Annotated in this window: 23 protein-coding genes; 20 read left to right on the top strand and 3 right to left on the bottom strand. The window is 61.1% G+C overall.

Features of this window, described 5'->3' with window-relative positions; translation table 11 throughout:
- Positions 1 to 2 precede the first annotated feature (2 nt).
- From WJ35_RS05860 to WJ35_RS05795, 14 genes are all read left to right on the top strand, one after another.
- Positions 3 to 1,622, top strand: a complete 1,620-nt coding sequence (locus tag WJ35_RS05860; protein ID WP_069238893.1) for a hypothetical protein — start codon at positions 3 to 5, stop codon at positions 1,620 to 1,622.
- Positions 1,623 to 1,625: 3 nt separating this feature from the next.
- Entirely contained in the window at positions 1,626 to 2,252 is a 627-nt protein-coding gene (locus tag WJ35_RS05855) for a hypothetical protein (RefSeq protein ID WP_059734024.1), read from the top strand.
- Positions 2,249 to 2,599 (top strand): hypothetical protein, encoded by a 351-nt coding sequence (locus tag WJ35_RS05850; RefSeq protein ID WP_069238892.1) that lies wholly within the window; start codon positions 2,249 to 2,251, stop codon positions 2,597 to 2,599. Before WJ35_RS05855 ends, WJ35_RS05850 begins: the two co-directional genes overlap by 4 nt.
- 12 nt (positions 2,600 to 2,611) lie before the next feature.
- On the top strand, positions 2,612 to 2,800 hold the full coding sequence (locus WJ35_RS05845) for a hypothetical protein (protein ID WP_048806072.1): 189 nt from the start codon (positions 2,612 to 2,614) through the stop codon (positions 2,798 to 2,800).
- A 9-nt stretch (positions 2,801 to 2,809) separates the two neighbouring features.
- On the top strand, positions 2,810 to 3,028 hold the full coding sequence (locus WJ35_RS05840; RefSeq protein WP_155121872.1) for a hypothetical protein: 219 nt from the start codon (positions 2,810 to 2,812) through the stop codon (positions 3,026 to 3,028).
- Positions 3,025 to 3,507, top strand: coding sequence for a glycoside hydrolase family 108 protein (locus WJ35_RS05835; protein WP_059734029.1), 483 nt, complete (start codon positions 3,025 to 3,027; stop codon positions 3,505 to 3,507). Before WJ35_RS05840 ends, WJ35_RS05835 begins: the two co-directional genes overlap by 4 nt.
- Complete coding sequence (locus tag WJ35_RS05830) at positions 3,507 to 3,905, top strand: 3TM-type holin (protein WP_059459753.1); 399 nt, start codon at positions 3,507 to 3,509, stop codon at positions 3,903 to 3,905. The genes WJ35_RS05835 and WJ35_RS05830 overlap by 1 nt, the downstream gene beginning before the upstream one ends.
- Positions 3,902 to 4,465, top strand: coding sequence for an aspartyl/asparaginyl beta-hydroxylase domain-containing protein (locus WJ35_RS05825; RefSeq protein ID WP_069238891.1), 564 nt, complete (start codon positions 3,902 to 3,904; stop codon positions 4,463 to 4,465). Before WJ35_RS05830 ends, WJ35_RS05825 begins: the two co-directional genes overlap by 4 nt.
- On the top strand, positions 4,462 to 4,749 hold the full coding sequence (locus WJ35_RS05820) for a cupin domain-containing protein (RefSeq protein ID WP_059459755.1): 288 nt from the start codon (positions 4,462 to 4,464) through the stop codon (positions 4,747 to 4,749). The genes WJ35_RS05825 and WJ35_RS05820 overlap by 4 nt, the downstream gene beginning before the upstream one ends.
- Positions 4,750 to 4,815: 66 nt before the next feature.
- Complete coding sequence (locus tag WJ35_RS05815) at positions 4,816 to 5,787, top strand: hypothetical protein (protein ID WP_059734035.1); 972 nt, start codon at positions 4,816 to 4,818, stop codon at positions 5,785 to 5,787.
- Between the two features lie 3 nt (positions 5,788 to 5,790).
- Positions 5,791 to 7,266, top strand: coding sequence for a hypothetical protein (locus WJ35_RS05810; protein ID WP_155121871.1), 1,476 nt, complete (start codon positions 5,791 to 5,793; stop codon positions 7,264 to 7,266).
- Positions 7,266 to 8,834 carry a hypothetical protein gene (locus WJ35_RS05805; protein WP_155121870.1) on the top strand — a complete coding sequence of 523 codons (1,569 nt, stop codon included), beginning with the start codon at positions 7,266 to 7,268 and terminating at the stop codon, positions 8,832 to 8,834. The genes WJ35_RS05810 and WJ35_RS05805 overlap by 1 nt, the downstream gene beginning before the upstream one ends.
- Positions 8,831 to 10,174, top strand: coding sequence for a phosphoribosylglycinamide synthetase C domain-containing protein (locus tag WJ35_RS05800; RefSeq protein ID WP_059734037.1), 1,344 nt, complete (start codon positions 8,831 to 8,833; stop codon positions 10,172 to 10,174). Before WJ35_RS05805 ends, WJ35_RS05800 begins: the two co-directional genes overlap by 4 nt.
- A gap of 13 nt (positions 10,175 to 10,187) precedes the next feature.
- Positions 10,188 to 10,703 carry a hypothetical protein gene (locus tag WJ35_RS05795; protein ID WP_069238888.1) on the top strand — a complete coding sequence of 172 codons (516 nt, stop codon included), beginning with the start codon at positions 10,188 to 10,190 and terminating at the stop codon, positions 10,701 to 10,703.
- On the opposite strand, the gene WJ35_RS05790 is transcribed toward WJ35_RS05795, so the two are convergent.
- Together WJ35_RS05790 and WJ35_RS31060 are read right to left on the bottom strand one after the other, a co-directional pair.
- Positions 10,645 to 11,457 carry a hypothetical protein gene (locus WJ35_RS05790; RefSeq protein WP_069238887.1) on the bottom strand — a complete coding sequence of 271 codons (813 nt, stop codon included), beginning with the start codon at positions 11,455 to 11,457 and terminating at the stop codon, positions 10,645 to 10,647. The two genes, WJ35_RS05795 and WJ35_RS05790, sit on opposite strands and share 59 nt — an antisense overlap.
- A gap of 9 nt (positions 11,458 to 11,466) precedes the next feature.
- The gene (locus tag WJ35_RS31060) at positions 11,467 to 11,652 is read right to left on the bottom strand and encodes a hypothetical protein (RefSeq protein ID WP_059734040.1); all 186 of its coding nucleotides are present in this window, start codon (positions 11,650 to 11,652) and stop codon (positions 11,467 to 11,469) included.
- An 810-nt stretch (positions 11,653 to 12,462) separates the two neighbouring features.
- Between WJ35_RS31060 and WJ35_RS05785 the strand changes: the two genes are divergently transcribed.
- Genes WJ35_RS05785 through WJ35_RS05765 form a run of 5 tightly spaced genes read left to right on the top strand, consistent with a single transcriptional unit; the run spans position 12,463 to position 19,909 of the window.
- Positions 12,463 to 14,994 (top strand): type VI secretion system Vgr family protein, encoded by a 2,532-nt coding sequence (locus WJ35_RS05785; RefSeq protein ID WP_069238886.1) that lies wholly within the window; start codon positions 12,463 to 12,465, stop codon positions 14,992 to 14,994.
- Positions 14,995 to 14,999: 5 nt separating this feature from the next.
- Positions 15,000 to 15,974, top strand: coding sequence for a DUF4123 domain-containing protein (locus WJ35_RS05780; protein WP_041493804.1), 975 nt, complete (start codon positions 15,000 to 15,002; stop codon positions 15,972 to 15,974).
- A 43-nt stretch (positions 15,975 to 16,017) separates the two neighbouring features.
- Positions 16,018 to 18,918 carry a T6SS effector BTH_I2691 family protein gene (locus WJ35_RS05775; protein WP_014722783.1) on the top strand — a complete coding sequence of 967 codons (2,901 nt, stop codon included), beginning with the start codon at positions 16,018 to 16,020 and terminating at the stop codon, positions 18,916 to 18,918.
- Positions 18,915 to 19,646, top strand: a complete 732-nt coding sequence (locus WJ35_RS05770) for a putative type VI secretion system effector (RefSeq protein ID WP_011884203.1) — start codon at positions 18,915 to 18,917, stop codon at positions 19,644 to 19,646. The genes WJ35_RS05775 and WJ35_RS05770 overlap by 4 nt, the downstream gene beginning before the upstream one ends.
- Before the next feature lie 11 nt (positions 19,647 to 19,657).
- On the top strand, positions 19,658 to 19,909 hold the full coding sequence (locus tag WJ35_RS05765) for a PAAR domain-containing protein (RefSeq protein WP_011884205.1): 252 nt from the start codon (positions 19,658 to 19,660) through the stop codon (positions 19,907 to 19,909).
- 51 nt (positions 19,910 to 19,960) lie between these two features.
- Here WJ35_RS05765 and tssF read toward each other — a convergent pair whose 3' ends face one another.
- Positions 19,961 to 21,772 (bottom strand): type VI secretion system baseplate subunit TssF, encoded by a 1,812-nt coding sequence (tssF, locus tag WJ35_RS05760; RefSeq protein WP_045579288.1) that lies wholly within the window; start codon positions 21,770 to 21,772, stop codon positions 19,961 to 19,963.
- A 934-nt stretch (positions 21,773 to 22,706) separates the two neighbouring features.
- Here tssF and WJ35_RS05755 point away from each other — a divergent pair.
- Positions 22,707 to 23,852 carry a porin gene (locus WJ35_RS05755; RefSeq protein WP_069238885.1) on the top strand — a complete coding sequence of 382 codons (1,146 nt, stop codon included), beginning with the start codon at positions 22,707 to 22,709 and terminating at the stop codon, positions 23,850 to 23,852.
- The last annotated feature ends 110 nt before the right edge of the window (positions 23,853 to 23,962 follow it).

The following is a 23,962-nucleotide window of genomic DNA, read 5'->3' as shown; positions in this document are numbered from 1 at the left end:
ACATGGCGATCCGCAATGCGAAGCCGGTCCGCTTCACCCCGAAGGGGCTATGCGATGCGTTCGACGCAACGGACGCGTTCCCGGGCGCCTGCCAGCTGCTGACCAATCTCGTATTCGACCAGGGCAACCCGGAAATCGTCGTGGCACGCCCGGGCGTCGGCAGCGCTGCTACGTCGTTCGGCAGCTTCACCACGCCGACGTTCGTGTCGGTGTTCATTGTCATCGGAACGATCGCGTATGGAATGGTGTCGACCGCGCGCAATCCGGGGTTCGACGAGCCGTTCGCATACAACCTGCTGACGAATTCGTTTGTCACGATCACTGGCGTCACGGCGGGGAACGTCCCGTCGTCGCCCTCGACCAGCGGGCCGTGGACACCCCCTACGATGGCGGTCGTCAGCACAAAGATCCTCGTGACTCACCCGGGATTCAGCGGGGTGGGGTCGAACTTCTTCGGGGTTCTCGACATCTCGAACCCGGCCGCGCCGGCTTGGTCGTCGGCGAACCTGGCCACGAACCCCCTCACGGGAGTGCCGACGTCGGTCGCGAACTTCAACAACCGCGCCTGGTTCGCCGTCGGGAACACGCTCAATTTCAGCGATACGCTCGCGCCGACCACGCGTACGAACGCGACGCAGGCGGTAACCGTCGGCGATACGACACCGGTCACTGCGCAGTCGGGCCTGCCAATCCAGACCACGTCGGGCGGCGTGATCGGGGCGCTGGTGGTGTTCAAGCAATCCCAGGTCTGGCAGGTGACGGGCGATCCGACCACGAACAATCTGGCGCTCAATTACATCTCGCTCACGACCGGGTGCATCGCGCCGCGCAGCGTCGTGCAGGGACCGTTCGGGATCTTCTTCGCAGGCCCCGATGCGCCTTACATCCTGAACTTTCTCGGCATGCTGGTGCCGCTGTCGAGTCGGCCGGGAACGGATTTCCCCGCCGATCTCCAGGTGCCGTTCCAGAACGCCACCCAGCCGTCGCGCATCAGTGCTTCGTTCTCGGGGAACATCTACCGGGTCTGCGTACCGACGTTGATCCAGGGGCAGGCGCAGACGAACGACTACTGGTACGACATCCGCCGGAAGCGTTGGACTGGTCCGCACAGCTTTCCGTACGACTGCGCCGCTCAGTACGGGAACGTCTTCGTGCTGTCGAGTGCCGCGCGCGGTGCCGCGCTGTTCATCAGTACGACGATCCCCACCTCGAGCAGCTCCTACGCGGACGCCGGCGTCGCGCTGACCGCGCATCTGCGCTCCGCCAGCTTCCCGAAGACTGGCCACATGCAACAGATCCAGGTGGTCGAGTCGACGATCGAGCTTTCGTCGACCGGCAACGGCGTGAATTTCAATCTCACGGCCCTGGACGATCAGGACAGCACGCTCGGCACGACGTTCGTGACGACGCAGCCGAGCGGATCGGTTTGGGGGGCCTTCACGTGGGGGCTGGCGAACTGGTCGAGCGACACGTCCATTCCGCACGTGTACACGATCCCGTGGCCGATCGCTCTCGTCTTCCAGAAGATGGCCATCGACGTGCTGGTGACACCGGTCAACGAGATCCAGATCGGAACCTTCTTCGCCCGGTACCAGGACGCCGGCTATACGAACCAGAGGTGAGCTATGCCCATTATCGGCAACCTGCCTAACAACCTGCAGAACGGGACGACCGCCGACGCGTCGCAGGTGATGGCCGACTTCAATTTCATCGTGAATCAGGTCAATGCGAACGCGAACCCTACCGGTACGTTGACCGCGCCGAGCGGCACGACGATGGCATTTCAGCAGGCGTCCGCGCCGCTCGGTTGGACGGCACAGACGAACGCGATCTACCTCGACGCGTTCATGCGTAGCGTGACGCCCTCCGCGTTCTCGGGGTCGGGCGGCACGGTCGGTGCGGGGAATCTGATTCTCGGGCCGATTTCCGGAGACGGACACGTGCTGTCTGTCGCCGAGATGCCGGCGCACGCACACACGGATTCGGGGCACGTGCACGGTACGACGGAGAACCCCCACACGCATCCGGGGCCGGGTGGCGCGTCGTTCTATACGAATGCGGCGAGCGGAGCGAACTATGGTGGCGGCGGGACATCGTTCGCAATTGCCGCGGCGACCGGCGGCGCGACCACGAGCCTGACGGTCAATTCCAGCACGGCGAACCTGCAGAACACCGGCGGTGGTGGGGCGCACAGCCACACGCTGACGGCGAACTGCAAATACGTCGACCAGATCGTGGCGGTGAAATCGTGAAGAAAAAGGAACCAGTTTGCCCACTGCTCGGCAAGCCGTGCGTCGGCGACGCATGCATGTTCTGGGTGCACATGCTCGGGCAGAACCCGCAGACCGGCCACTCGGTGGATCAGTGGGATTGCTCGGTGCGCTGGCTGCCGATGCTGCTCGTCGAGAACGCGCGGCAAGCGCGCGGCGCTCAGGCCGCGGTCGAGTCGATGCGAAACGAAGTGGTGGGCCGGCAGGACACGTTGAACAACCTGATTTCGCAGGCAGCACGGCGCCCGCAGCAGATCCGGGACGTCGAAACGCCGCCGTCGGACCAGATTTCCGACGGGCGGGAAACAAAACCACAATCTCACCAGTAAATCGGGGAAACCATGGGAAACCGGACTCTCACCGAAGACGACGTCAAGGCGATCGCCGAGCAGATCGAAAGCGGCATCACCCAGCGTTTCCAGCTCAACGTCGGCCGGGGTGTCCTCGGACTGGCGTGGCGCGTTTTCATGTACGCCCTGGTCGCGCTCGCCGCTTACGGCGCGGGCGGCGGCTTCAAGAAGTTCCTCTAGGAGATGGACATGCTCGAATCGATCAAATCCGCCATCGAGGCGCGTTTCCAGGCGCTGGCGAATGACGGCCGCGCCTTCGTCGACAAGGTCGAGGAAATCGTTGGCCTCGGCAACGCGGCGAAGGAACTCACTGACCTGGAGTCGAATTTGACGTCGATCGTCACCGACGTACTCGCCACCCCGGAGCAGAAGGTCGAGCAGATCCTGCATGCGGTGGGCAAGCTGTGAGCAGCTTCGACGACGCCTTCGCGTCCCTGATGGGCAACGAGGGCGGGTATTCGAACAACTCGGCCGACCCTGGCGGCGAAACGATGTGGGGCGTCACTGCTCGCGTCGCGCGTGCGCATGGGTACGGCGGTGATATGCGCCAGCTTCCGCAGGCTACGGCGAGGTTGATCGCGAAAACGGTCTACTGGGATCCGTACTACTGCGACCAGTTCGATCCGCGCGTGGCGTTCCAGGTCTTCGATGCCGCGTATAACGGCGGGCTACCGGTGACCTGGTTGCAGAAGGCTGCGGGCGTGGAAGTTGACGGCCGGATCGGACCGGTGACGATCGCCGCGGTGAACGCAGCGGACCCGCTGCGCATCGTCGCGCGGTTCCTCGCATACCGGCTGAAATATCTGGCCGACCTGCACAACTGGCCGTCGTTCAGCCACGGGTGGGCGAACCGCATCGCCAACAACCTTTTGAAGGGGGCCGCGTGATGGGATTCCTCGACCCGATTTCCGCAGTTTCCGACGTTGTCGGGAAGGTCATCGATCGCGTATGGCCGGATCCGGCGCAGGCGGCCGCAGCAAAGTTGCAGTTGCTCCAGCTGCAGCAGACGGGCGAGCTCGCGCAGATCACTGGCCAAATGCAGATCAACCAGGCCGAGGCGCAGAGCAGCGACCCGTTGCAGCACTGGCGTGGCGGCATGGGGTGGGTGTGCGTGACCGGGTACGCCTGGAACTTCGTACTCCGGCCGGCGATGAGCGACATCTCCGCGCTTTTCGGGCACCACATCGTCTTGACGGAAATGGATCTCACGCAACTCGCGACGATCACGATCGGCATGCTCGGGCTCGGCGGGATGCACGTCTATCAACAGGTCAAAGGCAAATGAACAACCTGATCCGAATCGGTGGTGGTATTGACACGGCCCCACTGCTGCTCGCGATTGCGCGGCAACCGGGGCTGTGGAATCGGCATACCGCGCGCACCGACCCGGAAGGCGGCCCGCACGCCGACGTGTCGGATATCTGGCTTCGGTACAACGACGAGAAGCCGTACAAGGCGGCCGGAGACTACACCGGGTTCAACGACGCCCATGACGCCGTCTTCTATCCGGAGTGGTACGCGCTACCGCAGGTTCGCCCGATCGTGTTTGGCCTGATGGCGCGCGTCGAGGGAACGCGGCTGGGCGGCATCCTCATCACGAAGGTCCCCGCCGGCAAGCGCGTCTTGCCGCACGCCGACGACAACTGGCACGTACGGCACTACAACACGAAGCTGTACGTCCCGCTGCAGTCGAACCCGAAGTGCTGGAACCGCGTCGAGAACGAGACGGTTGCGATGGCGCCGGGGGAGGTCTGGTACTTCGATAACACGAAGGAGCATGAAGTGGTCAACGAAGGCGACGACGATCGGATCACGCTGATCGTGTCGATCAGGTGCGAGAAATGACCATCAAGCACCACTTCTCCGCCGGCGGCGTGTACGCGCGCGAGCAGACGCTGCATGCCGGCGAGGAAGTGCAGAAGCACGTGCACGACTACGACCACCTCAGCTATCTGGCGCACGGCACCGCGATGCTCGACGTCGACGGGGAGCTGAGCGTGCTGCACGGTCCGTGCATGCTCGAAGTGAAGGCTGGCCGCGTGCATCGCATTACCGCGCTGACAAACCTGACATGGCTCTGTATCCACGCCGAAAGCGTGGCGGATCCGGAAACGTTGATGAAGGGGTAAGCCATGCCGTGGGGAGCAGTCGCTGGGGTAGTCGGGAGCGTCGCCGGCTCCGCAATTTCGGGAGCCATGTCGCCCAGCACGAGCGGGGGCGGCGCGTCCTATTACACCCCGACCGGGCTCGGCACCGCCGACACCACCTGGCAGAACCTGCTGTCGAACATCAACCAGATCTATAGCGGGAACGACCTGGGGCAATACGGTCTGCAGTCGCTGTATGGCGGTCTGAACGCGAACAACGCGTACGGCGGTGCATACCAGAATGCCGCGAACGTCGCCGGCAACCAGTACGGCTATCTCGGTTCCTTGATGAACTACGAGGGCACCCAGAACCTGAACACGCAGAACGATCTGCTTGGTGCCGGGAAGCAGGTGTTCGGCATGGGCCTTGATCCGCAGAGCGCGCTGTATGCTCGGACGCAGCAGCAGGTGCAGGATCAAGTCAACGCGAACAATTCGATGTACGGGCTCGGCTCGTCGGCAGCCGGTGCAGGAGTCGCGAACCAGGCCATGTCGAACTTCAACATCGACTGGCAGAACAACCAGCTGTCGCGCGCGCTTCAGGGTCTGCAGGGCTATACGGGAGCAGCCGGCACCGCTGGACGATACGGCGAGCTCGGCACGTCGCAGCTGCAGGCAGCGCCCGGGTACACACTGGCGGCCGGCTCAACGCCATACAACACTGCGCAGACGATCGCCGGCGTGCCGGGATCGTTGGCGAATACGTACGGTTCGTTCCTGAACTCGAACGTGTACGGCCCCGCCGAAGGGATCATGAGCGGAATCATCCCGTACATGAACTACGGCGCTGGCGCTCAGTCGGTGCCGTTCCAGAGCCAGGCGCAGGGCGCCGGCGCGCTGGGCAGCAGTGTGGCTCAGGGAATTTCGGGCCTTGGGAACGCCGTGCAAAACGCAGGCGGTTTCGGCAATTTCTTCAACGGCACCACGGGATCGTTCGGCGGGGGCGACTTCAGCGGCGCGTTCACGTCCAGTCCGTACTACTCGGGCGGCGGGAACCAGTACGGTTTCACGATGGGGTAAGCCATGGCCGGACTCGCGGGACTTCCTTACTTCCTCCAGTATCAGCAGGCTGCCGAGCAGCAAGCTGCGCAGCGTCAGCTGCGTGCGCTGCAGCTCGCTCAGTTTCAGCAGGAACAGCAGGACCGCCAGCGCAAACAGGCTGCGCTCGAGGCGGCCGGCAACGCTTTGCCGCAGCTTCTGGCTGGCCAGCCGGCGCAAATGCCGCCCCCGCCGCAGGCACCGAATCCGGGTCAGCCGTCGGTACCGACGCAACAGCCAGCGGCAGGCATGCTTCAACCCCCGCCGATGGCCGGAAACACGCCCCCGTTGCCGCCTGGGATGCCCGCAGGTATGTCGGGGAAGCCGCCCATCGCCCCGTTTCGGCCGCTGCCGACTGCGGGCTCGCCGGCGCAGGCGACACCTGCACAAATTCCAGCGCCGCCTTCGAATACCCCCGGCCCGATGCAGCAATCAGCCGGACCGCTTTCGCTCGATGGCGCGATCAAGGTTCTGAAGGATCAGGGCCTGTCCGGTGCCGACCTGATGGCCGGCCTGCAGCAACTGACGCCAATCCTCGACTCGCAGGCGAAGCAGCAGGCCGCGCAGATTCAGCAGCAGTTCCAGCATCAGCTGCAGATCGCACAGCTGCAGGAGCGCTATGACGCGCTGCGCCAACGCGCGGAAGACAATGCGCTGAACCGCGAAGACCGTCGGCAAGCCCGCGCCGAATCGAATCAGCTGCGTGCTGAATCGATCGCGCTTCGCCGGCAGGCGATCGCGATGGCAAACGGTGACGACGCGAAATTCTCGCCGGAAGACCTGAAGTTTCTGGCAGAACAGGCGCGCGCGGGCGATACGTCGGTCTACCAGAACCTCGGCCGTGGCGCACAGGGCGCGAAGAACATCATCGCGCTGCGTCGCGAGGTGATGCGTCAGGAGCGCGAAGCAGGCGGCACGGGGGCGGACATCGCCGCCGCCAATGCCGGGTTCCAGGGCGAGAAGGCAGCCGCCCGGACAGGCGCCACTCGCGCGGCGAACATCGGCATGGCCGTCGCCGAAGCACAGAAGACTTTCCCGCTCGTACGTGAAGCCTCGGCCGCGCTGCCGCGCACCGAGTTCCCTGGCGTGAACCGTGCGATGCAGGCTGCTCAAACGGGTACTGGCGATCCGCGCGTCGTTGCGCTCGGCACGGCGCTGAACACGTCGGTGAACGCCTACGCTCGTGCGATCAGTCCGACCGGTGTGCCGACGGTGTCCGACAAAGAGCACGCGCGCGAACTGCTGTCCACCGCCAGTACGCCTGAGCAGCTGAACGCGGTCCTTTCGATGATGGAAAAGGAGATGGCCGCGGCGCGCCAAGCCCCCGCCGAAGTCCAATCTCAGCAGAAAGCCCGCATTTCAGGGCGCGGTGAAGGCGCGCCGGCGGTCGGCACAGTTGAAGGCGGGTACCGGTTCAAGGGCGGCGACCCGTCGAAGCAAAGCAACTGGGAGAAGATGTAATGGCCGGCCCGTGGGAGAAATACGCGCAGGATACCGCCGCGTCCACGACGGGACCGTGGGACAAGTATGGCAGTTCGGCGCCGGTTGCGGCAGAGCCGCGCGGCCCTGTTGCGCCTCTCGATCGCTTGCCGCCTGATGAACCGACGCCGGCTCCGGCGTCGAAGCACGCCGATACCATAGCGGAGCGCCTGCTCGGATTGGGCAAGAGCGCGGTCGGGCTCGGTGAAGCCGGCCTGTCGGCTGCAACCGGCGCGCTGGCCGCGCCCGTAGGCGCCGCATACGGTATCGGCAAGACGCTCACGAGTGGCAAGTACGGCACGCAGCAGGGTATCGACGAAGGCGAACGCGCCGGCGCTGCGTTGGCCGACAAGCTGACGTACCAGCCGCGCACCGAGGCCGGCCGGGCCGACGTCGAGGCGCTCGGCAATTCTGGGCTGATGCACGCGCTGCAAGGGCTGCCGGTTGAATCACCGATGCTCGCTCGGATCCCGGAAGTGCCGCGCGGCGTGCTGGCGACTGGTGAAGGCGCGGCCGGCGCCGCCCGAGCTGGTGCGAACGCCGTCGGCCGCGGCGCCGTGCGCGCCGCTGCTCGCGCACTTCCGGAAGTCGATCCGGAGACACTACGGCTCGCGCGCGAAGCGCATGAGATGGGCTTCCGCTTCCGGCCGGACCAGATGTACGAGAACAAATTCGGGCGCATCGCCGGGCAGCTGTCGTCGGACGTGCCGTTCTCCGGCGAGACGTCGGGTGCGAATCAGCGCGTGTTCAACCAGCGCTTGATCCAGTCGATTGGGGGCGAAGGCGACAAGCTCACGCGCCAGGTGTACGCCAACGCGATGAAGAAGTCGGGGACCGAGATCGACGCGATCACGGCCGCGCACAGCATTCCGATCGACAACGCGTTCCTCAATCGCCTGCAGCGCGCGAAGGGCAACCAGCTGCCGGAAGTGCAGGGTGTCGTGCAGGGGTACATCAACGATCTGGAAGCGCTCGCCGGCCCGCGCCAGACGCTCGCAGGTGGTGGCGCGACGTCATCCGCCCGGCAACTCGATGGCGCGAAGCTGCGGCCGTTTCTGACGAAGCTGAAGTCGACGATCCGCAGCACGTCTAACGGGGACCTACGGCATGCGCTGAGCGACCTGCAGGGCGAAATCGAAGATTCGTTCCTGCCGCAGCTATCGCCAGACGAAGCCGCTCGGTACGCGGCTGCGCGCCGGCAGTATGCGATCGGGAAGACGATCGAGCCGCTCGTGGCGAAGTCGCCGGGCGGCAACATCAGCCCGAGGGCGCTGATGGGAGCGGTTACGTCGAACGCGTATGGCAAGCGCGCGATGGCGATGGGCCAGGGCGGGGAGCTGGGCAAGCTGGCGGACATTGGTTCGTTGTTCCTGCGCGAGCCGGGCACGTCGAACACGGCCGAACGCGGCATCGTGGCCGGCGTGCTTGGGGGTGCAGGCCTGGGAGTCAATCCGGCTGCCGCCGTGGCTCCGTGGGTCGCCGCGAACTTATATAACCGCGCCGGCCCCGCCGTAACCGAACAACTCCTTCAGCGACCGCCTACTCCATGAGAATCCTCGCGATTGACGTCGGTTCGAACTGCCTCGACTGGCTGATGCGGTGCCAGGAGTGGGGGCATCAGGTGCTCTGGTACGACAAGCCACGCCCGGACGGGACCGACCGTCATGCTGGCGAAGGGATTGTGCCGAAGATCCGCAATTACGACGAACTGCGACGGAAGTGGCTGGGGTGGGCCGACCTGATCTACACGCCCGACAACGTCAGCTATCTCGAGATGCTCGAGCCGTACCGTCGGATCGGATATCCGATTTACGGCTGCAATCTGGCGGCTGTCGAATGGGAGCTCGATCGCGAAGCCGGCCAGAAGGTCATGGAAGAGTGTGGGATGCGCATCATCCCCGGCAAGACCTTCCATGACTACGATTCTGCGATCGCCTACGTGAAGAAGCAGGGCAAGGCGTTCGTGTCGAAGCCGTCCGGCGACGGCGAGCGCGCGATGTCCTACGTCGCCGACAGTGCGGCCGACATGGTCTATATGCTCGGGCGCTGGAACAAGATCGACAAGTACCGGTCGGCGGCGCGCAAGGACGGCTTCATCCTGCAGGAGAAGATCAGCGGCATCGAGATGGCCGTGGGCGGATTCTTCGGTCCGGACGGCTGGTCGCGTGGCTGGGTCGAGAACTGGGAAAACAAGAAGCTGATGAACGGCGACTTGGGCGTCAACACTGGCGAGATGGGCACCACGGTGCGCGTCGTCCGACAGTCGAAGCTCGCCGATGAGGTGCTGAAGCCCGCTACCGAGCACCTGAAGCGGATCGGCTACGTCGGCTACGTCGACGTCAACTGCATGATCCCGACCGACGGTAAGGGCCCGTATCCGCTCGAATGGACGATGCGCGATGGCTGGCCGATCCGCCACAACCTGACCGCGCTGATCGAGGGTGACCCGGCGCAGTGGATGGCCGACAAGATCCAGGGCCGCGACACGCTGAAGATTCGCATGGACGAGGTCTGCATCTCGGTGCTCATGGCGCTGCCCGACTTCCCCTACTCAAAGATCACGAACAAGGAGCTGTGCGGCATCCCGATCTACGGCGCCGAGGACATGGAGCACCTGCACTTCTCCGAAGTCATGATGGGCACCGCGCCGCGAGAGGTGAACGGCAAGGTGGTCGACCTGCCGGGTCCTGTGACGGCCGGCGACTACGTGCTGATCGCGACGGGCACCGGCGAGACGATTACCGGCGCGCGCCGGTCGGCGTACAGCGCGATCAAGAAGGTGAAGATCCCGAACAGCCCGTTCTACCGGACGGATATCGGTGTCGGCCGACTGAAGAAGCAGCTGCCCGACCTGCAGCAGATGGGCTATGCAAAGGGCCTGAGCTACTGAAATGAGACGATCCATGCGCGCCGGTCTGATTTCCGAGGAATCGATCAAGACCGCCCTGACCGAAGCCAAGGGGGACATCTTCCTGGCTTCGTCCACGCTCGACTGCACCGCGCACGAGTTGGACGGATACATTCGTGCATCGGCCGAACTTCAGGGATTCGCCGCGGCGATCGAGAAGGTCAAGGTCGATCCGTCGTACTCTCGCATGAGCAGCGAGCAATTCGACGCCCGAGTATCGGATCTCACCCGCGCATACAAAGTGGTCGGCCTCGAGGAACTTCACGGTCTGGCGACGATGGACCACAAGGACAGTGCGGCGATGGCGAAGGTCAAGCTGCAGGCTGCGATCGCTCTGCGCGGTGGCGAACAGCGCGCCGTTGGTGATCGAGAGATCGAACATGCTCTATCCGAGCTCAACCAGCTGTATCACGCCAACGCCCCGCGCATCAAAGAGATTCGCCAGACCGTCGTCAAGCTTGAAGATGGTCGGGAAGCGACTCAACGAGTGATCGAACTTCAGCAAGATTAGCAATAGCCTGCAGGCGCTTTCGTTCGAGCAGGTCCCAATCGGGTTCATCGCTGCTATACACCTGCCACTTCGTCAAGGAGATGTGCCCGAGGCGCGCCATTTGCTTGATGGCGGCCTTGTGACCTTCCTCGCGTGCAACCTTCTTCGACTCAGTGCGTCCGGACCCGATCCAATCCCAAGCGGGTACCAATCCGGGCGCGTCAGGTGCCAACCGCGGGCGCAGTTCCCATTCCTCGACTGGCTTCAGACTCTTGCGCATGTATGTCACGCGCTGGCGAGGAATGCCGGTCTCGACCTCGAGTTGCTCGTCCGTCAATCGTTGGCCGCGGCATGCGCTCCAAATCGCGCGAAGATCTTCGACGCGCGGTGTGCGCAGGTCAATGCATTCCTCGTGTACGCGCCAGGTGTGGGGGACCGGGATCACGGTGTACTCGGACGTATTGACGTGCGAGCGGGTCAGCCGGTCCATCGTCATCGGGCATTCCACGAATACGAGGACGTCCGCCGGCCCGGCCCGGTCGGAATACGTGTAGCGATCCAGCAGCACGCCACCCCTGTCTCGCCACTTCCCCAACTGTCCATCGCTCGCACGGTCCCACCATGCCCACACGTAGACCGGGAGATCTGCGATCGACGCGCTCTTGAAGAACACGGGCTTGATCGTCGTGTATCCTCGATTCACGAGGATATGGGTGTAGCCGCCAAACGCTTTTCGGATCGATTGGCCGACGTCGGTGGTCGTGAAATACCGCACGGGCGATCCTCAAATCGGCTCGCGCTGCAGGCTGCGGACAAGCATGGCAGCGTCACGACGGACCTCGATCGGGATTCGCGGATTTGCGACCACATCTCGCACGAACTTCCCGAGGAGAATGACGGCCGAGACGTCATTTCGAATCGGCTCGACGCTACATGTCGGTTCGCCGCCACATTGCTTCATGTTCTTCATATGCCGTCCCCGCCGGTTGTGCCGGATCACTGTCCCAAATTGCAGTCAAAATGTCCGGGGGCATATGCGGGGGCACCAAGTAAATTCGAATTCGCACAATGCCACGTGCAGAAAGGCAAATCGCCTTTAATGTGGTTCTGGTCCCCGGCACCAAATATCTCCGCGAGACGCCGAACGTAGCCTGAGTGCCGATCTCCAGTGATCGCGTCCGTGCCCTTGCGGGGTTCCGGATTGCCGCGTGCGTGCAAGCGTCCAGCAGTTGCGGCCTGCCTTCGACATCGGCTCATCTCCAATTGGGACCCGCTGATCTCCGTCAGGTCTCGATCAAACTCCAAACACTCCTCGGGTCGCATGACCTGATAGCGCACGCAGTCGACCGACAATGGTGTCTTGTTGTCAGACCGGTACAGCACCTTCTGTTGCCGGCCGCGCGAGCCCAGCCTTCCAGCGGTTGTTTCAGGGCGAGCTCTCTTTGCCACGACTTTGCCTGGGTTCGGCACCGACATACGCCATTGTCTGAACGAGACGCATGAGCGAAGTGCGCCGATGCGGAAATTCATCGACGGAGCGGCCGTAGCTGGCCGGGCTCAGGAAGGTGATATGTGATTCAAGAAATCCGGCTCACCAAGCAATCGGAAAGTTTTTCCTGAAAGAATGTGAAAATCCGGTAATTTTCACGCGTGAACGTCAGATTGCCAATTCATTCGAAATAGGCCGGTATGCAAGGCGCGCTATCGTCTTGTTCAGAAAGGCATTTATAATCAGCCCTCGGCAGAAACCCCACCTGAATACCAACCAAGGGAATGCTGCATGGGCCACACCGCACTTTATAAGACGCTGCGTCTCGGCGACGCGCAATACAATCGTCTTGTCAAACTCGATACGCCGCTTGGGGTTGACTGGTTATTGCCGCTTTATGTAAAAGGAACGGCTCGACTCGGTCGCGATTACGAATTCGAGATTGATGCCGTTTCGCCACGCGGCAGCCAGATTGAGCTGAGTGCGCTACTCGCCAAGCCCGTCACGCTCTGGATCCAGCAGACGGACGGCTCGTACATGCCGATCCATGGCTACGTCCACCGTTTCAGCCGGCTGGGTGCGGATGGCCCGTTGACTTTTTACAAGCTGGCGTTCTCGTCCTGGCTTTACTTCTTGCGCCTGCGCCGCGACATGCGCGACTGGCAGGAGCAGAACGGCGAGCAGATACTGGTGGACGTCTTCAATGAGCACCCGCAAGCGCGGGGCGCGTTCCGCATCGATCTGCACAAGCCGCTGCCGTCCTATTCGAATCGCGTGCAGTGGGAATACGACCTGAATTTCGTCTATCGCAGCATGGAGGAGGTCGGCGTATTTCCGTACTTCGAGCAAGCCGAAAATGGCCGATCGCACACGATGGTTGTGACGGACGACGTTTATTTCGTCCCTCAACTGAAACAGCCGGTTGTCGAGTTCGGTCCCACCGAAATCAGTGGGGAACTGGATGGATTCGCGCAGTGGAAAGAGCAGCTTCAGATCGACAGTGCGCAACTGACGACGCGGTCGTTCGACTACAAGCGCCCCGATCTCCCTCGCCAGGTACAGGGCGTGACGGACGTGAACGGCGAGTTGCCGACCGATGGGGAAATCTACGACTACCCTGGCGCGTACATGTGGTCGGACCGCGAGCAGGGTGAGCGTCTTGCGCAGATTCGGCTTGAAGAGCGCAAATCGCGGATGAAGCGTTTTCACGGAATAGGCGGCTTGCGCTGCGCGATGCCGGGGCGGCGCTTCGAACTTCGCGGTCATCCGGTGCATGATGCGGGCAGCCAACCGGATCGCGAATTTGTTCTGCTCGGAGTCGACTGGCTGATCTGCAATAACCTGCCTGGTCTGGACGAGGCGGATCAGTTTCCCGACGGGCTGGCTGCAGAAGTTGCGCAAGCAAAGGCTGGCGCAACGGTCCGCCACGCAGACGGCAGCGAAGGTTTCTTTCAGGTGGTGGTGGAGGCGCAACCGCGCAACGTCCCGTTCCGTAGCCCGTTCGAACACAAGAAACCGGTCATGCAGTTGCAGAATGCAATCGTCGCCGGGCCGAGCGGGGAAGAGGTGTACACCGATTCACTGAACCGGGTGAAGGTGTGGTTCCACTGGAATCGCCGCAATGGCCAGGATGAACGCGCATCGTGTTGGGTACGCCCGACGTTCCTTGATGCAGGCTCCAATCGTGGGGGAATTCAGCCGCTGCGCAAGGGTGATGAAGTGGTGGTCGGTTTCATGGAAGGTGACTGTGACCGGCCCGTGATCATTGCGAGAATGTACGGGGGTGCTACGCAGCCGGTGTGGCACACGAACGGCTTGCTGTCGGGTCAGCGCTCGCGTGAATACGGCGGCACTGGCTACAACCAGCTCGTAATGGACGACTCGACGCAGCAGAATCGGGTGCACCTTTACTCGAGCAGCTATCAGTCCCACTTGCATCTGGGGTACCTGATCCAGCAGACCGACAATACGCGCGGCGCTTTCCTTGGAAGTGGGTTCGACCTTAAATCCGACGCCTACGGCGCCATTCGGGCGGGACAGGGCTTGTTCGTATCGACCCACCCGACCGCGACGAACCAGCCGTTGAACGTGACCGCAGCGTCCGAGCAGTTGGCCAGTGCGGAGACCGTTATCGATCTGACGTCGCAGGCGAGCTCGTCGAATCAGGCTGAAAGTTTGCAGGAAGGGCAGGACGCACTCAAGAAGTTCACCGACGCGACGCACTATAGCGTGAGCGGTGGGGCTGGCAGCGGCGGCCGGACCGGTGGCGGCGGCACGGGTAACGCGAACGGCTTTTCGACGCCGATCATGCTGATGGCGAGTCCTGCGGGTCTGGGGCTGTCGACTCAGGATTCAGCGCAACTGACGGCCAACCAGCAAGTCAATATCGTGAGCGGCAAGAGCACGCACGTGGCGGCCGGCAAATCGCTGATAGCGAGCGTGATGGAGAAGATCAGCCTGTTCGCGCAGAATGCAGGGATCAAGTTGTTTGCGGCGAAGGGCAAGGTGGAAATTCAGGCGCAGAGCGACGAGATGAAGCTCGCGGCGCTCAACGACGTGACGATCACGAGTTCGAACGGGAGAGTCGTGATTTCGGCAGAGAAGGAGATCTGGATCGGTGCGGGTGGATCGTACATAAAGATAACGCCTGATCTGATCGAGAACGGGACGAGCGGGCAGATTCTCGAGAAGTGTTCGAGCTGGGATAAGCCGGGGGCGTCGTCAATGCGCCTGCCTTCACCGATTGCGAGCGTGCCGAAGGGGTGTGCCTGGAAGACGGCTTCGGCGGCCGCAGATAGCGCTTCGAGCGTTGTGCTGGAGTAGTGAATATGGAAAACTCAGACGCGCTCGGTATGGACGACTCGCCGGAGGTCATCGCGATAGACGCGGCCGTCAGCAGCTTGCGCACATACTTCAGCAAGCGGCCGGAGATGCACTGCTATCTTGTCGTCGATCCGAGTCAGCGAGATTTCACGAATGACGACGAGGAAGCCCAGCGGTTCCGCCAATTGAAGCGTGCGATCGTGGAGGTGATGCACGATGCGTTTCCTGACAATCACCGGCCATATCTCGTTGAGTTGGACCTTAATACTCCGGAAGGGGCTGGAGCATTTGCGGAGAGTGTGAGGATTGCCTTCGAGGACCGTCGTCCTATGTCAATGGCCGAAGGACTGGGGCAGCGCGTCGGTGGGTGGCTCGCCAGTGACGCATCGTTGGACGAGGTCGCGGAGCATTGGGGCCGCCACGTTTTGCAGTACAACGAGGAAGGGCTGCCGTGTGTGCTGCGCTTCTACGACACGCGAGCCCTTAGTCTGATCTGGCCAGTGCTCTCCCAAGAACAACAGCAGACGCTACTAGGGCCCGTAAAGGTATGGCATGCGCTTGACGCGAGCGCTAAACCTCGCACGTACAGTGTGTTGGCCGGGTCACGTGCCGATCTGTCGTTGACGACCGAGCAGTGGCAGCAGATTCATCGTCACGGATCGGTCAATAGAGCGCTTGCGTTGTATGCCATGAAGGTTGATCGCCAACCGGAACCCTCCGAAATTGCTGCAGCAGTCGCTGCCGCGGAGCGTGCAGAGCACTATGGACTGTTCGACCGGGACGATCGCGTGGCATTTGTCGAGAGTGCTCTAGCATGGCACCCGCAGTTCGACCTACATCCGAAGGTGCTGCAGCTTTTGGGTGCTAGAGCGCCAGACAAGTTTTATACGGCAGCAGTTAGTGTATTGACGGAACAAGACATTGTAGAAATTAGAGACGGTGCTTGGTACGAGCGATTGAGCGCTTCGTCGCCCCGTTGATTGGTGTTGGCAAAATTGCCTGAATTCGATACGAAGAGAGCGTATGGCAGCAAATAACCAGAAATGTGCCAACTGTGAGAAGACGGGGTTGCCGATCTTGCCGGTGCGGTACGCAGTCTTGCCCAACACGATCAAGGCCAAGATGCCCGCCGGCATCGTCGGCGACCGTGTCACCAATGTTAGCCTCTCCGAGCATCAGTATGGTTTGCGGACCTTGCGCGACGGGTGGCTCTATCTTTTCTACGAAGTAGGTGCACGTGGTCCTAATTACTGGGAAGTGTACAAGGTGACTGAAGACGGTCGGTTATGGAAGCAGTCGCGACCGCTCCCGTCCGTTCCGACGACCCATCCGAACTGTGCATTGTGTGCCATAGCCGTACCGATGGATGTCATCGCGATCGAGCAGCCCGAACTCTGTACGGGCAAGGTCTATATCGCATTCTCGCAACTTGCATGGCATCCACGAACATTCGATAAATACGAGATTTACGCAGACTTGCGTGAACAACGCATGCAATGGATCGAGCCGTCAAAATGGATCGCTACCGGAAAGGATGGGACAGGTCACGCGGTCGTTGCAACTGAGTCGTCAGTTAACGATGTACTCGAGTACATGCCGGGCCTAGACGCAAAACAGTTGCGCCCGTTTGACGACAAGGAGCGCTTTACTGCAGACGATGGTAGCTATCGAGAAGATCTGCTTGCCCGTGAGGTGTCGCGTTATCCTTTGAACATCCGACAGGCATCGCCACTGTCGGCGAGCCAGTCGCTTGTGAAAATGATGGTCCACGTTGGACAAACGGATTCTGGTGGAGGCCGGGCTACTCCGTCGAACTATCCCCCAATGTTGTTCGCTTTGTGGGATGCGGTCGGCAACGTTCACGAACTGAACGGCTTTCGCAACGACCCGGTGTCCTGGCTCGACCGATACGGATCGCAGCAGGAAGTCGGCATGAAAGTGATGGCCCTGAATGACATCGACACGGCCAAACGTATCGTCGATTCGCGTACGAAACAGAGTCTCGCGAACCAGGAGGCCATGGCGAAAGAGGCGCATGCCATGACTCCGCTCGGCTCGGCGACAGCCCGAGCTGGTTTGGCGGCGCAACGCACCAGAGCACTGGCGGGCGCCGATGCTGCGCGTGCCAAGGAGGTCAATGCGTATTATGACGATCTCGACTGGATGGCTGCCAACAACATCCCGGGAAGCTATCAGACGCGTCTTATCCAGATTGGCCGATTTAGCCGCGCGGGCAGCGCGAGTTCAAGCGCGCCTTACCTTGGCAAGTACCGCGACGAAATCATGAACGAAGCGCGTGAATATGCGAAAGCGCAACCCGGCTTCCATGATCGGAATCTGGACGGAATGCAGAAGTTCGAATGGTCTCGATACGAAGCTCGACTTCAGCGCAAGCGCATCGAGGATTTCCGCAAGCCATACAAGAAATTGCAAGACGCGGTGTTTAAATTGCAGGAAACGCGTAGCGACGATGTCGGGAAATGGTTGCGGGCAAAACTTCTTGTGGACACGCTTGAGGACTATTACTGCGACGATCTTAGTGACAGCTTCGAGTTCGAGGTTGCGGTAGCAATGGCAATCGACGGGTTGGGGTCCACACCCAAAGGACTTACGATTCTCGATGATCTGGTGGGGCGTTGGAAGCCGACGGACAAGGAAAGCATAGTGTGGCGAGCGGTCGCCATGAATCATCCCGCAGGCCGCGAGGAACTTGGGAAATTGCTGGCGAGCGCGCTGGAGCACAAGGATAAGCCATTAGAGGACGATGGTGTCAAATATGTCGTAACGGCGGTGAAGTATATTGGAAAACTGACTGACTACTATAAGAAATATTCAAAGTTGGCGCTCGAAACAAACTCGGCGAAGATCTCATACTTGGGGGCAATGTACAAAGAGCAAGGGCGTGACGTTTTGCTCATGACTATCGGTGACCGTGTTTTCGACAAACTCCGAATCAATAAGTTGGGGGATTTTGTCGGGGAGAAGATTGTTCAGACGCTGTTTCTCCAGCGAGCGGGCTTACCGGTCGAGGATGCGCTGGCACTCGTCCGCAAGCAGGCGCTGTATGACAAAGTGAGCCGAAGCGAAATTTTGCAACGCTTTCGTACGGCGCGAACCGTGTTAGTGGCGTCGACAAAGGCGGGGCCGAACCCAACCACCGAGCTGTATGAAGTGTGGGAAAAGTTGAAGGCCGACAATGATGCGAACGCGATGAAGGAGCTTCGTCTGGGTCGTATTGCGGTGGTTGCTGCGCTATGTGAGCTGGTGAACTTCTGGCATCTGTTGTCGGAGGCCAAGGACGAAGATACCACCACCAAATTGATCAAGTCGGGCGCATCGCTCAGTGCGTCGATCATCACAATCACGATGACTCCGTACTACGGGACGCTGAAGAAGGCTGTTCGGACGATGAGTTGGAAGATGGTGGGGGGCTTTTTGTCCGGAGCTGGGGCATTTGCTGCAGCGTGGTTGGACTATGGGGCAACTCAAAAAAAGCTGAAGAGTGGCCAGTATGACGTAATGTGGGTTTTGGTCGCCAAAACGTTGCTGGGCGTCGCCTCCGGCACGGCCTTCGTCATCGACGCCATCAGTACTGCTGCACCGTTATTCAAGAAGTTGGCTGCCCGCTCAGGGAATAGAGTGGTCATCATGGCGGTCGAGACTGTTGCCTCGCGGGTGGCAATGGTTGCATCGCTCCGAGTGGTAAGCATGCTGATTACGTGGGAGGCGACGATTGCGGTGTTTGCACTTCAAGCGCTTGCCGATGTCCTGACCCCGAACGAGTTGGAATCGTGGTGTTCTCGCTGTGCATTTGGCACCGGGCAAGAGGCTATTCTTCGTGTGAAAGATCACAGTGTCGAAAAGTACGCGGATATGGTAGAGCAGGAAAAAGCCTTCGATAAGGCAATGACGGAGATGGCATGAGCTTAGAGCGTGAATACCCAGTTCAGGTATTGCGAGGCACGATCAGCAGGTTGAAGTGCCGACGGCGTCAGCAGGACTTTGTCTTGAATGATACCGAGCATGCTTATATGCAGGCAACGGCCGCAGGTGCTGCGTTGGCCGGCATGGGGGCATTTGCGATCGGATTGGTCCAATCGTCGGCGAATTCCGAGGAGGAAGCTGACTGGGTGGAATTTGAACTCGACGGCAAGCAGATCGAGGGATGGCTCTGGAAGATGCCGATGACAGATGGTGACGAGGTTGAAATTGTTGCGGAACCGAGGCCGCGTGACCGGTACTTTGCGTATTCGGTCCGGAGAGTCGGGGACGATACGGTTGCGGTGTACCCGCATGCGACGAGGGGCAGGACTGCCCTTTATCGATGGCTGATGAAGATCATGCTGTGGTTTTTTGTGCCGATCTACGCCCTAATGTGCTTCATGCTGTCACGTGATGCAGGTGGTATCGACAGGACGACTCTCGTGATAGTGCTCGGCGGGGCAGGTGCCTTTTCTCTATTGATATTCTGGATCTTATTTTATCGCGCTTATCTGAAGATGAAGCGCTTTGCCAAATTGGCTGAAGTCATTTTCTCGTGCTACGGCTGGAGCGACGTACGTAGGATTAATCTGGTGCGTTCGTCGAAGCAGATGAGGTCGGAGAATCCGGATCTCGAATATGGTATTCACTATTTTCGCTATCGTTCGTAAGGTATTCTACGATGATGAATTTCATCCGCGTCGGTGATGATACAGACCACGGCGGCAAGGTGATCACGGGTTCATCGACGATGCGTTTCGACGGCCGTTTCGTTGCTCGCAAGGGGGACGAGGTAACCTGCCCCCAACACCCAGACGTCAAACCGAATTTGATCGAAGAGGGCGATGAATCAATGACGGATAACGGTGTTCCGATTGCCCGGCACGGTCACCGGGCGACCTGCGGGTGTCACCTGATTTCGAGCCTTACCTGAGCGGCACGCGCTACCGAGTGACTTGATCTTCACGGTTTGGTGATAGAGAAATCAGGCGAGCATGACTGTGCCTGGTCGTGGCGCACAACGTCGAATTTCGCCGCCAGTGTTCGCCGACATCACGACAAGCTGAACAAAGCTGGTCGCCGGCGCATGCACAGCGAAGAAGTGGTCCATCACGCCGATGAACGCGTTCAAGCTGATGGCCGCAAACGCTTGTTCGTCGATCGTCAACGTCACTTCCAGACCGCGTACGAAGCTCGGCATCGGTTTTCCTGGAAGCCAGAGTTGTTTGGCCCGATGGCTCAGGTTCGTCAGTCCATCGAGCAGTTTTGCGTGCCCCGCTGAATGAGCAGTGAATTGGCGGAGCAGGCGTTTCAGCTCGGCAAGCCCGGTGCGAGTCAATTCGATCGAGTGTGGGGCAAACTGCGTGATGAGCCGCCAAGCCGCGTCGCCTTGGCTCGACAATCGCGCGACTTCGGTCGGGGCGTCCAGCATAACGATGCGTGAAACCATCGTTCCCTGCTCGTTCACCAGATCACCATTTTCGGCGCCGGCCCGCATCGTGTGCGGGAAACTGCCATTCGAACAGGTAACGTCGGCCGTTATTTGTTCGATTCCGGTGTCGGTTGCCGGTCGGCCGTCGGGGCCGACCAAGCTGACCGCAGTTTCCTTCTTTCCCGATGGCGAGGCCGCGTTATGGTGCGCGAGAATCCAATAGGGGCCGGCCGGCTTGGCGGAACTGCCGTGCATGAGCGACACGAACGGATGGATGATGCTCGCTCTGGAGCTAGCCGTCGTGGCACGGACCGAGTCGACAGACCAAACTTCAACACCCGCAACGTCCGTATTCTGGGATTGCACGGGATACGTGTTCGTGATCGGATTCCGCTTGAGTGGTAGCGACGTAAGCCGAAACAGGTTGACGATCGGCGTGCAAAAGAGCTTCAGATTGTCCGCCGACAGATTTTTTAGTTGCTGTGCCGTCCACGACTCTGAATGAACGCCGCAAATGGCGAGATGCAAAGTGAGCTGCTGGCTGGAGCCCGCCGTATGCGCGAGCGCGGCGAGATCGAGGTCAACGAAATCGAATTTCTTCGGAAACGCAAAATATTCGCTCAGTAGCCGCAGCGCGGGCGGGCCGTCGTCTTCGTCGACAAGCTTCTCGGCCTGATCGTCGCCGGCGGCGCCGAGCGGCGGTGTGGCCAGCGTTGACCAGCGACGTTCGGCGTTTTCGACGAAGGCGGCCGCCGTGCGCATCGTCATCGTATCCATTGCCGCACCGACGATTTCGCGAGGGCCGTTGACATGGATGCGCAACGGGCTTGGAACGGCTTCGAAGCGAAAGTCGGGGCGCGCAGCCTCAAAGGTGATGGAGAGCAGACCGGTTGTGCCGGTGGGCAGCACGACGTTGGAGGGAACTGCGGTTGCAGACGCGTAGCGCGCCGCCGAGATTCGCACGGGAGCTAACGTTACGTCATATACGGTTCGGAACAGGCAGTCGTCCGTTTTGCTCGCCAGTTCCGTGCCGCGGGCAATAAGCGACGGCTCAGTGAGCTTGTCGAACATGTCTGAGACATCGAACTGGGCAATTGCGCACGCGGGAATGGTTCGAAGAAACTGGGGATACAGCATCCCGAGGAGCGCCTCGGCGAATTCCGGATAGTTGTCGTCGAGCCGGCTGCCTATATCCGCGGCGAGGAGAGCGAACGACTGCAGCATCCGTTCAACGTGGGGATCCTCGGAGTGGTCCCCGGAAATCCCGAGGCGAACGGCAATTTTGGGATAGCGCGTTGCAAAGATTGCAACTGATCGGCGCAGTAGTGAAAGTTCTCGTTCGTAATGCGGAAGCAGATGATCCATCGCGCGAAATTATGAACCGGCCGGACAGTAAAACGCCATGTCTCCGTCTGATGCTATTGCGCTGAACAGTGTCGGGCGCGCCAACGATTGACGTCGCTATGATAACCGCTTAACCGAACGAAACCCGCCGATTACGTCGATTGCCTCGGAGCCTTGCTGGACACGGCGATCAGCGCGCCCCGAACATTTGTACTGCAGACAACGCATTTTTGTCGCATATACCCGTTCAACGAGACGAATCGCGCCCAATGCCGGGTCCCGGTCGAGTCTTGCGAAATGCAGCGTAAAAGCATGGGCTGGTTTGTCTGGATTCGACCTGCCGAGGGTTGAAGAAAAAACACCGGCTCGTGCGAATATGGTCACGTAACCCGTATCAGTCCGCGCAACCTGATTCGTCAGCGGGCACTCGATTGCGGAACGCGCGCAGATTGACGCCACGGCCCGCATGGGGCAGCCCGCGCAGATGGCGGATTCAATTTGCCCGAACGCAAGATGGCGAGCTGAACGGGCCAGAGTTTCATAGATGGGCCGCTCAGCGCGTAGCGCCGTTCAAACTCGACGGGTAACAGGTCGTCCGCGAGACCGTGTTGACGATCGGGCTTATAAAACACGTCCGTGGCGACCATTGCACGCCCTTCGCGCTTCCTGCCGCTCGCATCGCCCGCCCACCACGCACATCGTTTGGCATCGTCGCACACGCACTTCGCCACCCGCTATCCCCCATTCGCACCGCCAACCCCCCCCGCTAACCCATTTCCCTCCCCCCAAAACACCCTCGATTCTGCACAGCACCTTTGCAACGCCGGTCACTAACAGCGGAAAAACGGCTCATTACACTGCGCCCGTCGCATCGCGGGGAAGCATCGATGCGACGCGAATTCGCAGCGCGTAAGCAAAGCGACCGGAAAACGAATGACTTGGGGGGTAAATCATCATGAACAAGCGTTGGGGGATCATCGTGCCCGCCGCATTGCTTGCCACGGCCGCGCATGCGCAAAGCAGCGTTACGCTGTACGGCAAGATCGAGGACGGCATCAACTACACGAGCAACGCACGCGGCCACGGGACCGTGCAGTTGCAAAGCGGCTACGACTACGGCAGCCGCTGGGGCATCAAGGGCACCGAAGACCTCGGCGGCGGCTATCAGGCCATCTTCCAGCTCGAGAGCGGCTTCGACGTCAACACCGGCAAGATGAGCCAGGGCGGCCGCGAATTCGGCCGCCAGGCGTTCGTCGGCATCGCGTCGGACCGTTACGGCACCTTGACGTTCGGCCGCCAGTATGACCCGAGCGTCGACATCTTCTCGCCGCTCACGGCCAACGGCAACTGGACCGGCTATCTGTTCGCGCACCCGTTCGACAACGACAACACCGACTACTCGTTCCGCGTCAATAACGCCGTCAAGTACGTGTCGCCGGTGTGGCACGGCATCACCGCGGAAGCGATGTACGGGTTCAGCAACCAGCCCGGCTTTGCGAACAACCGTCTGTACGGCGCCGCGCTGCAATACCAGCAGGGCGGGCTGACGGTCGGCGCGTCATACCTGAAGATCAACAACGCACACAACGGCGATTCGAACGGCGCGATCACCGGCGACAACACGTTCGACGCGTCGTCGCAACAGAACATCGGCATCGGCGTGAACTATGCGTTCGCGAACGCGCTGATCGGCTTCACGTACTCGCACGTCGACGTCTACGACCCGACCGCCAACGCATACTTCACCGGCACGACGCAGCCGGCCGGCGGCAGCTGGAACGCGTGGAAATTCGACAACTTCGAAGTGAACGGCCTCTATCACTTCACGCCCGCGCTGTACCTCGGCGCGGCCTACACGTACACGCAGGCGCGCGTGTCGTCGACGGTCGGCTCGTTCAATCCGAAGTGGCACCAGCTGAGCACGAAGCTCAACTACGACATGTCGAAGCGCACGTCGGTGTTCGTCGAAGGCGTCTACCAGCATGCGATGAACGCCCACACCGGCACCGACTTCGACTACGCGTACGTTCCGGGCGCAGCCGACATCTCGTCGGGCCCGAACCAGTACGTCGTGCGCGTCGCGCTGCTGCATCACTTCTGACCGACCGCTCACCCGCGGACACCGCCCGGCAAACAGCCGGGCGGCGTGCAGCCGGCGGCTGCATCGGCCAGGCTCCGGCGCCGCAACCGGTGCAGCGAATGCAGGCTCGT

Origin of the sequence: Burkholderia ubonensis (assembly GCF_001718695.1) — a bacterium.
Classification (GTDB): Bacteria; Pseudomonadota; Gammaproteobacteria; order Burkholderiales; family Burkholderiaceae; genus Burkholderia; species Burkholderia ubonensis_B.
The sequence above is the reverse complement of the archived record's forward strand: the minus strand, read 5'-3'. Positions and strand labels throughout refer to the sequence as shown.

Bases quoted from the DNA above. Each gene is read 5' to 3' on its own strand.
- WJ35_RS05860 (WP_069238893.1), top strand. From the start codon at position 3: ATGGCGATCCGCAATGCGAAGCCGGTCCGCTTCACCCCGAAGGGGCTA.
- WJ35_RS05855 (WP_059734024.1), top strand. From the start codon at position 1,626: ATGCCCATTATCGGCAACCTGCCTAACAACCTGCAGAACGGGACGACC.
- WJ35_RS05845 (WP_048806072.1), top strand. From the start codon at position 2,612: ATGGGAAACCGGACTCTCACCGAAGACGACGTCAAGGCGATCGCCGAG.
- WJ35_RS05840 (WP_155121872.1), top strand. From the start codon at position 2,810: ATGCTCGAATCGATCAAATCCGCCATCGAGGCGCGTTTCCAGGCGCTG.
- WJ35_RS05830 (WP_059459753.1), top strand. From the start codon at position 3,507: ATGGGATTCCTCGACCCGATTTCCGCAGTTTCCGACGTTGTCGGGAAG.
- WJ35_RS05825 (WP_069238891.1), top strand. From the start codon at position 3,902: ATGAACAACCTGATCCGAATCGGTGGTGGTATTGACACGGCCCCACTG.
- WJ35_RS05820 (WP_059459755.1), top strand. From the start codon at position 4,462: ATGACCATCAAGCACCACTTCTCCGCCGGCGGCGTGTACGCGCGCGAG.
- WJ35_RS05815 (WP_059734035.1), top strand. From the start codon at position 4,816: ATGTCGCCCAGCACGAGCGGGGGCGGCGCGTCCTATTACACCCCGACC.
- WJ35_RS05810 (WP_155121871.1), top strand. From the start codon at position 5,791: ATGGCCGGACTCGCGGGACTTCCTTACTTCCTCCAGTATCAGCAGGCT.
- WJ35_RS05805 (WP_155121870.1), top strand. From the start codon at position 7,266: ATGGCCGGCCCGTGGGAGAAATACGCGCAGGATACCGCCGCGTCCACG.
- WJ35_RS05800 (WP_059734037.1), top strand. From the start codon at position 8,831: ATGAGAATCCTCGCGATTGACGTCGGTTCGAACTGCCTCGACTGGCTG.
- WJ35_RS05795 (WP_069238888.1), top strand. From the start codon at position 10,188: ATGCGCGCCGGTCTGATTTCCGAGGAATCGATCAAGACCGCCCTGACC.
- WJ35_RS31060 (WP_059734040.1), bottom strand. From the start codon at position 11,652: ATGAAGAACATGAAGCAATGTGGCGGCGAACCGACATGTAGCGTCGAG.
- WJ35_RS05785 (WP_069238886.1), top strand. From the start codon at position 12,463: ATGGGCCACACCGCACTTTATAAGACGCTGCGTCTCGGCGACGCGCAA.
- WJ35_RS05780 (WP_041493804.1), top strand. From the start codon at position 15,000: ATGGAAAACTCAGACGCGCTCGGTATGGACGACTCGCCGGAGGTCATC.
- WJ35_RS05775 (WP_014722783.1), top strand. From the start codon at position 16,018: ATGGCAGCAAATAACCAGAAATGTGCCAACTGTGAGAAGACGGGGTTG.
- WJ35_RS05770 (WP_011884203.1), top strand. From the start codon at position 18,915: ATGAGCTTAGAGCGTGAATACCCAGTTCAGGTATTGCGAGGCACGATC.
- WJ35_RS05765 (WP_011884205.1), top strand. From the start codon at position 19,658: ATGATGAATTTCATCCGCGTCGGTGATGATACAGACCACGGCGGCAAG.
- tssF (WP_045579288.1), bottom strand. From the start codon at position 21,772: ATGGATCATCTGCTTCCGCATTACGAACGAGAACTTTCACTACTGCGC.
- WJ35_RS05755 (WP_069238885.1), top strand. From the start codon at position 22,707: ATGAACAAGCGTTGGGGGATCATCGTGCCCGCCGCATTGCTTGCCACG.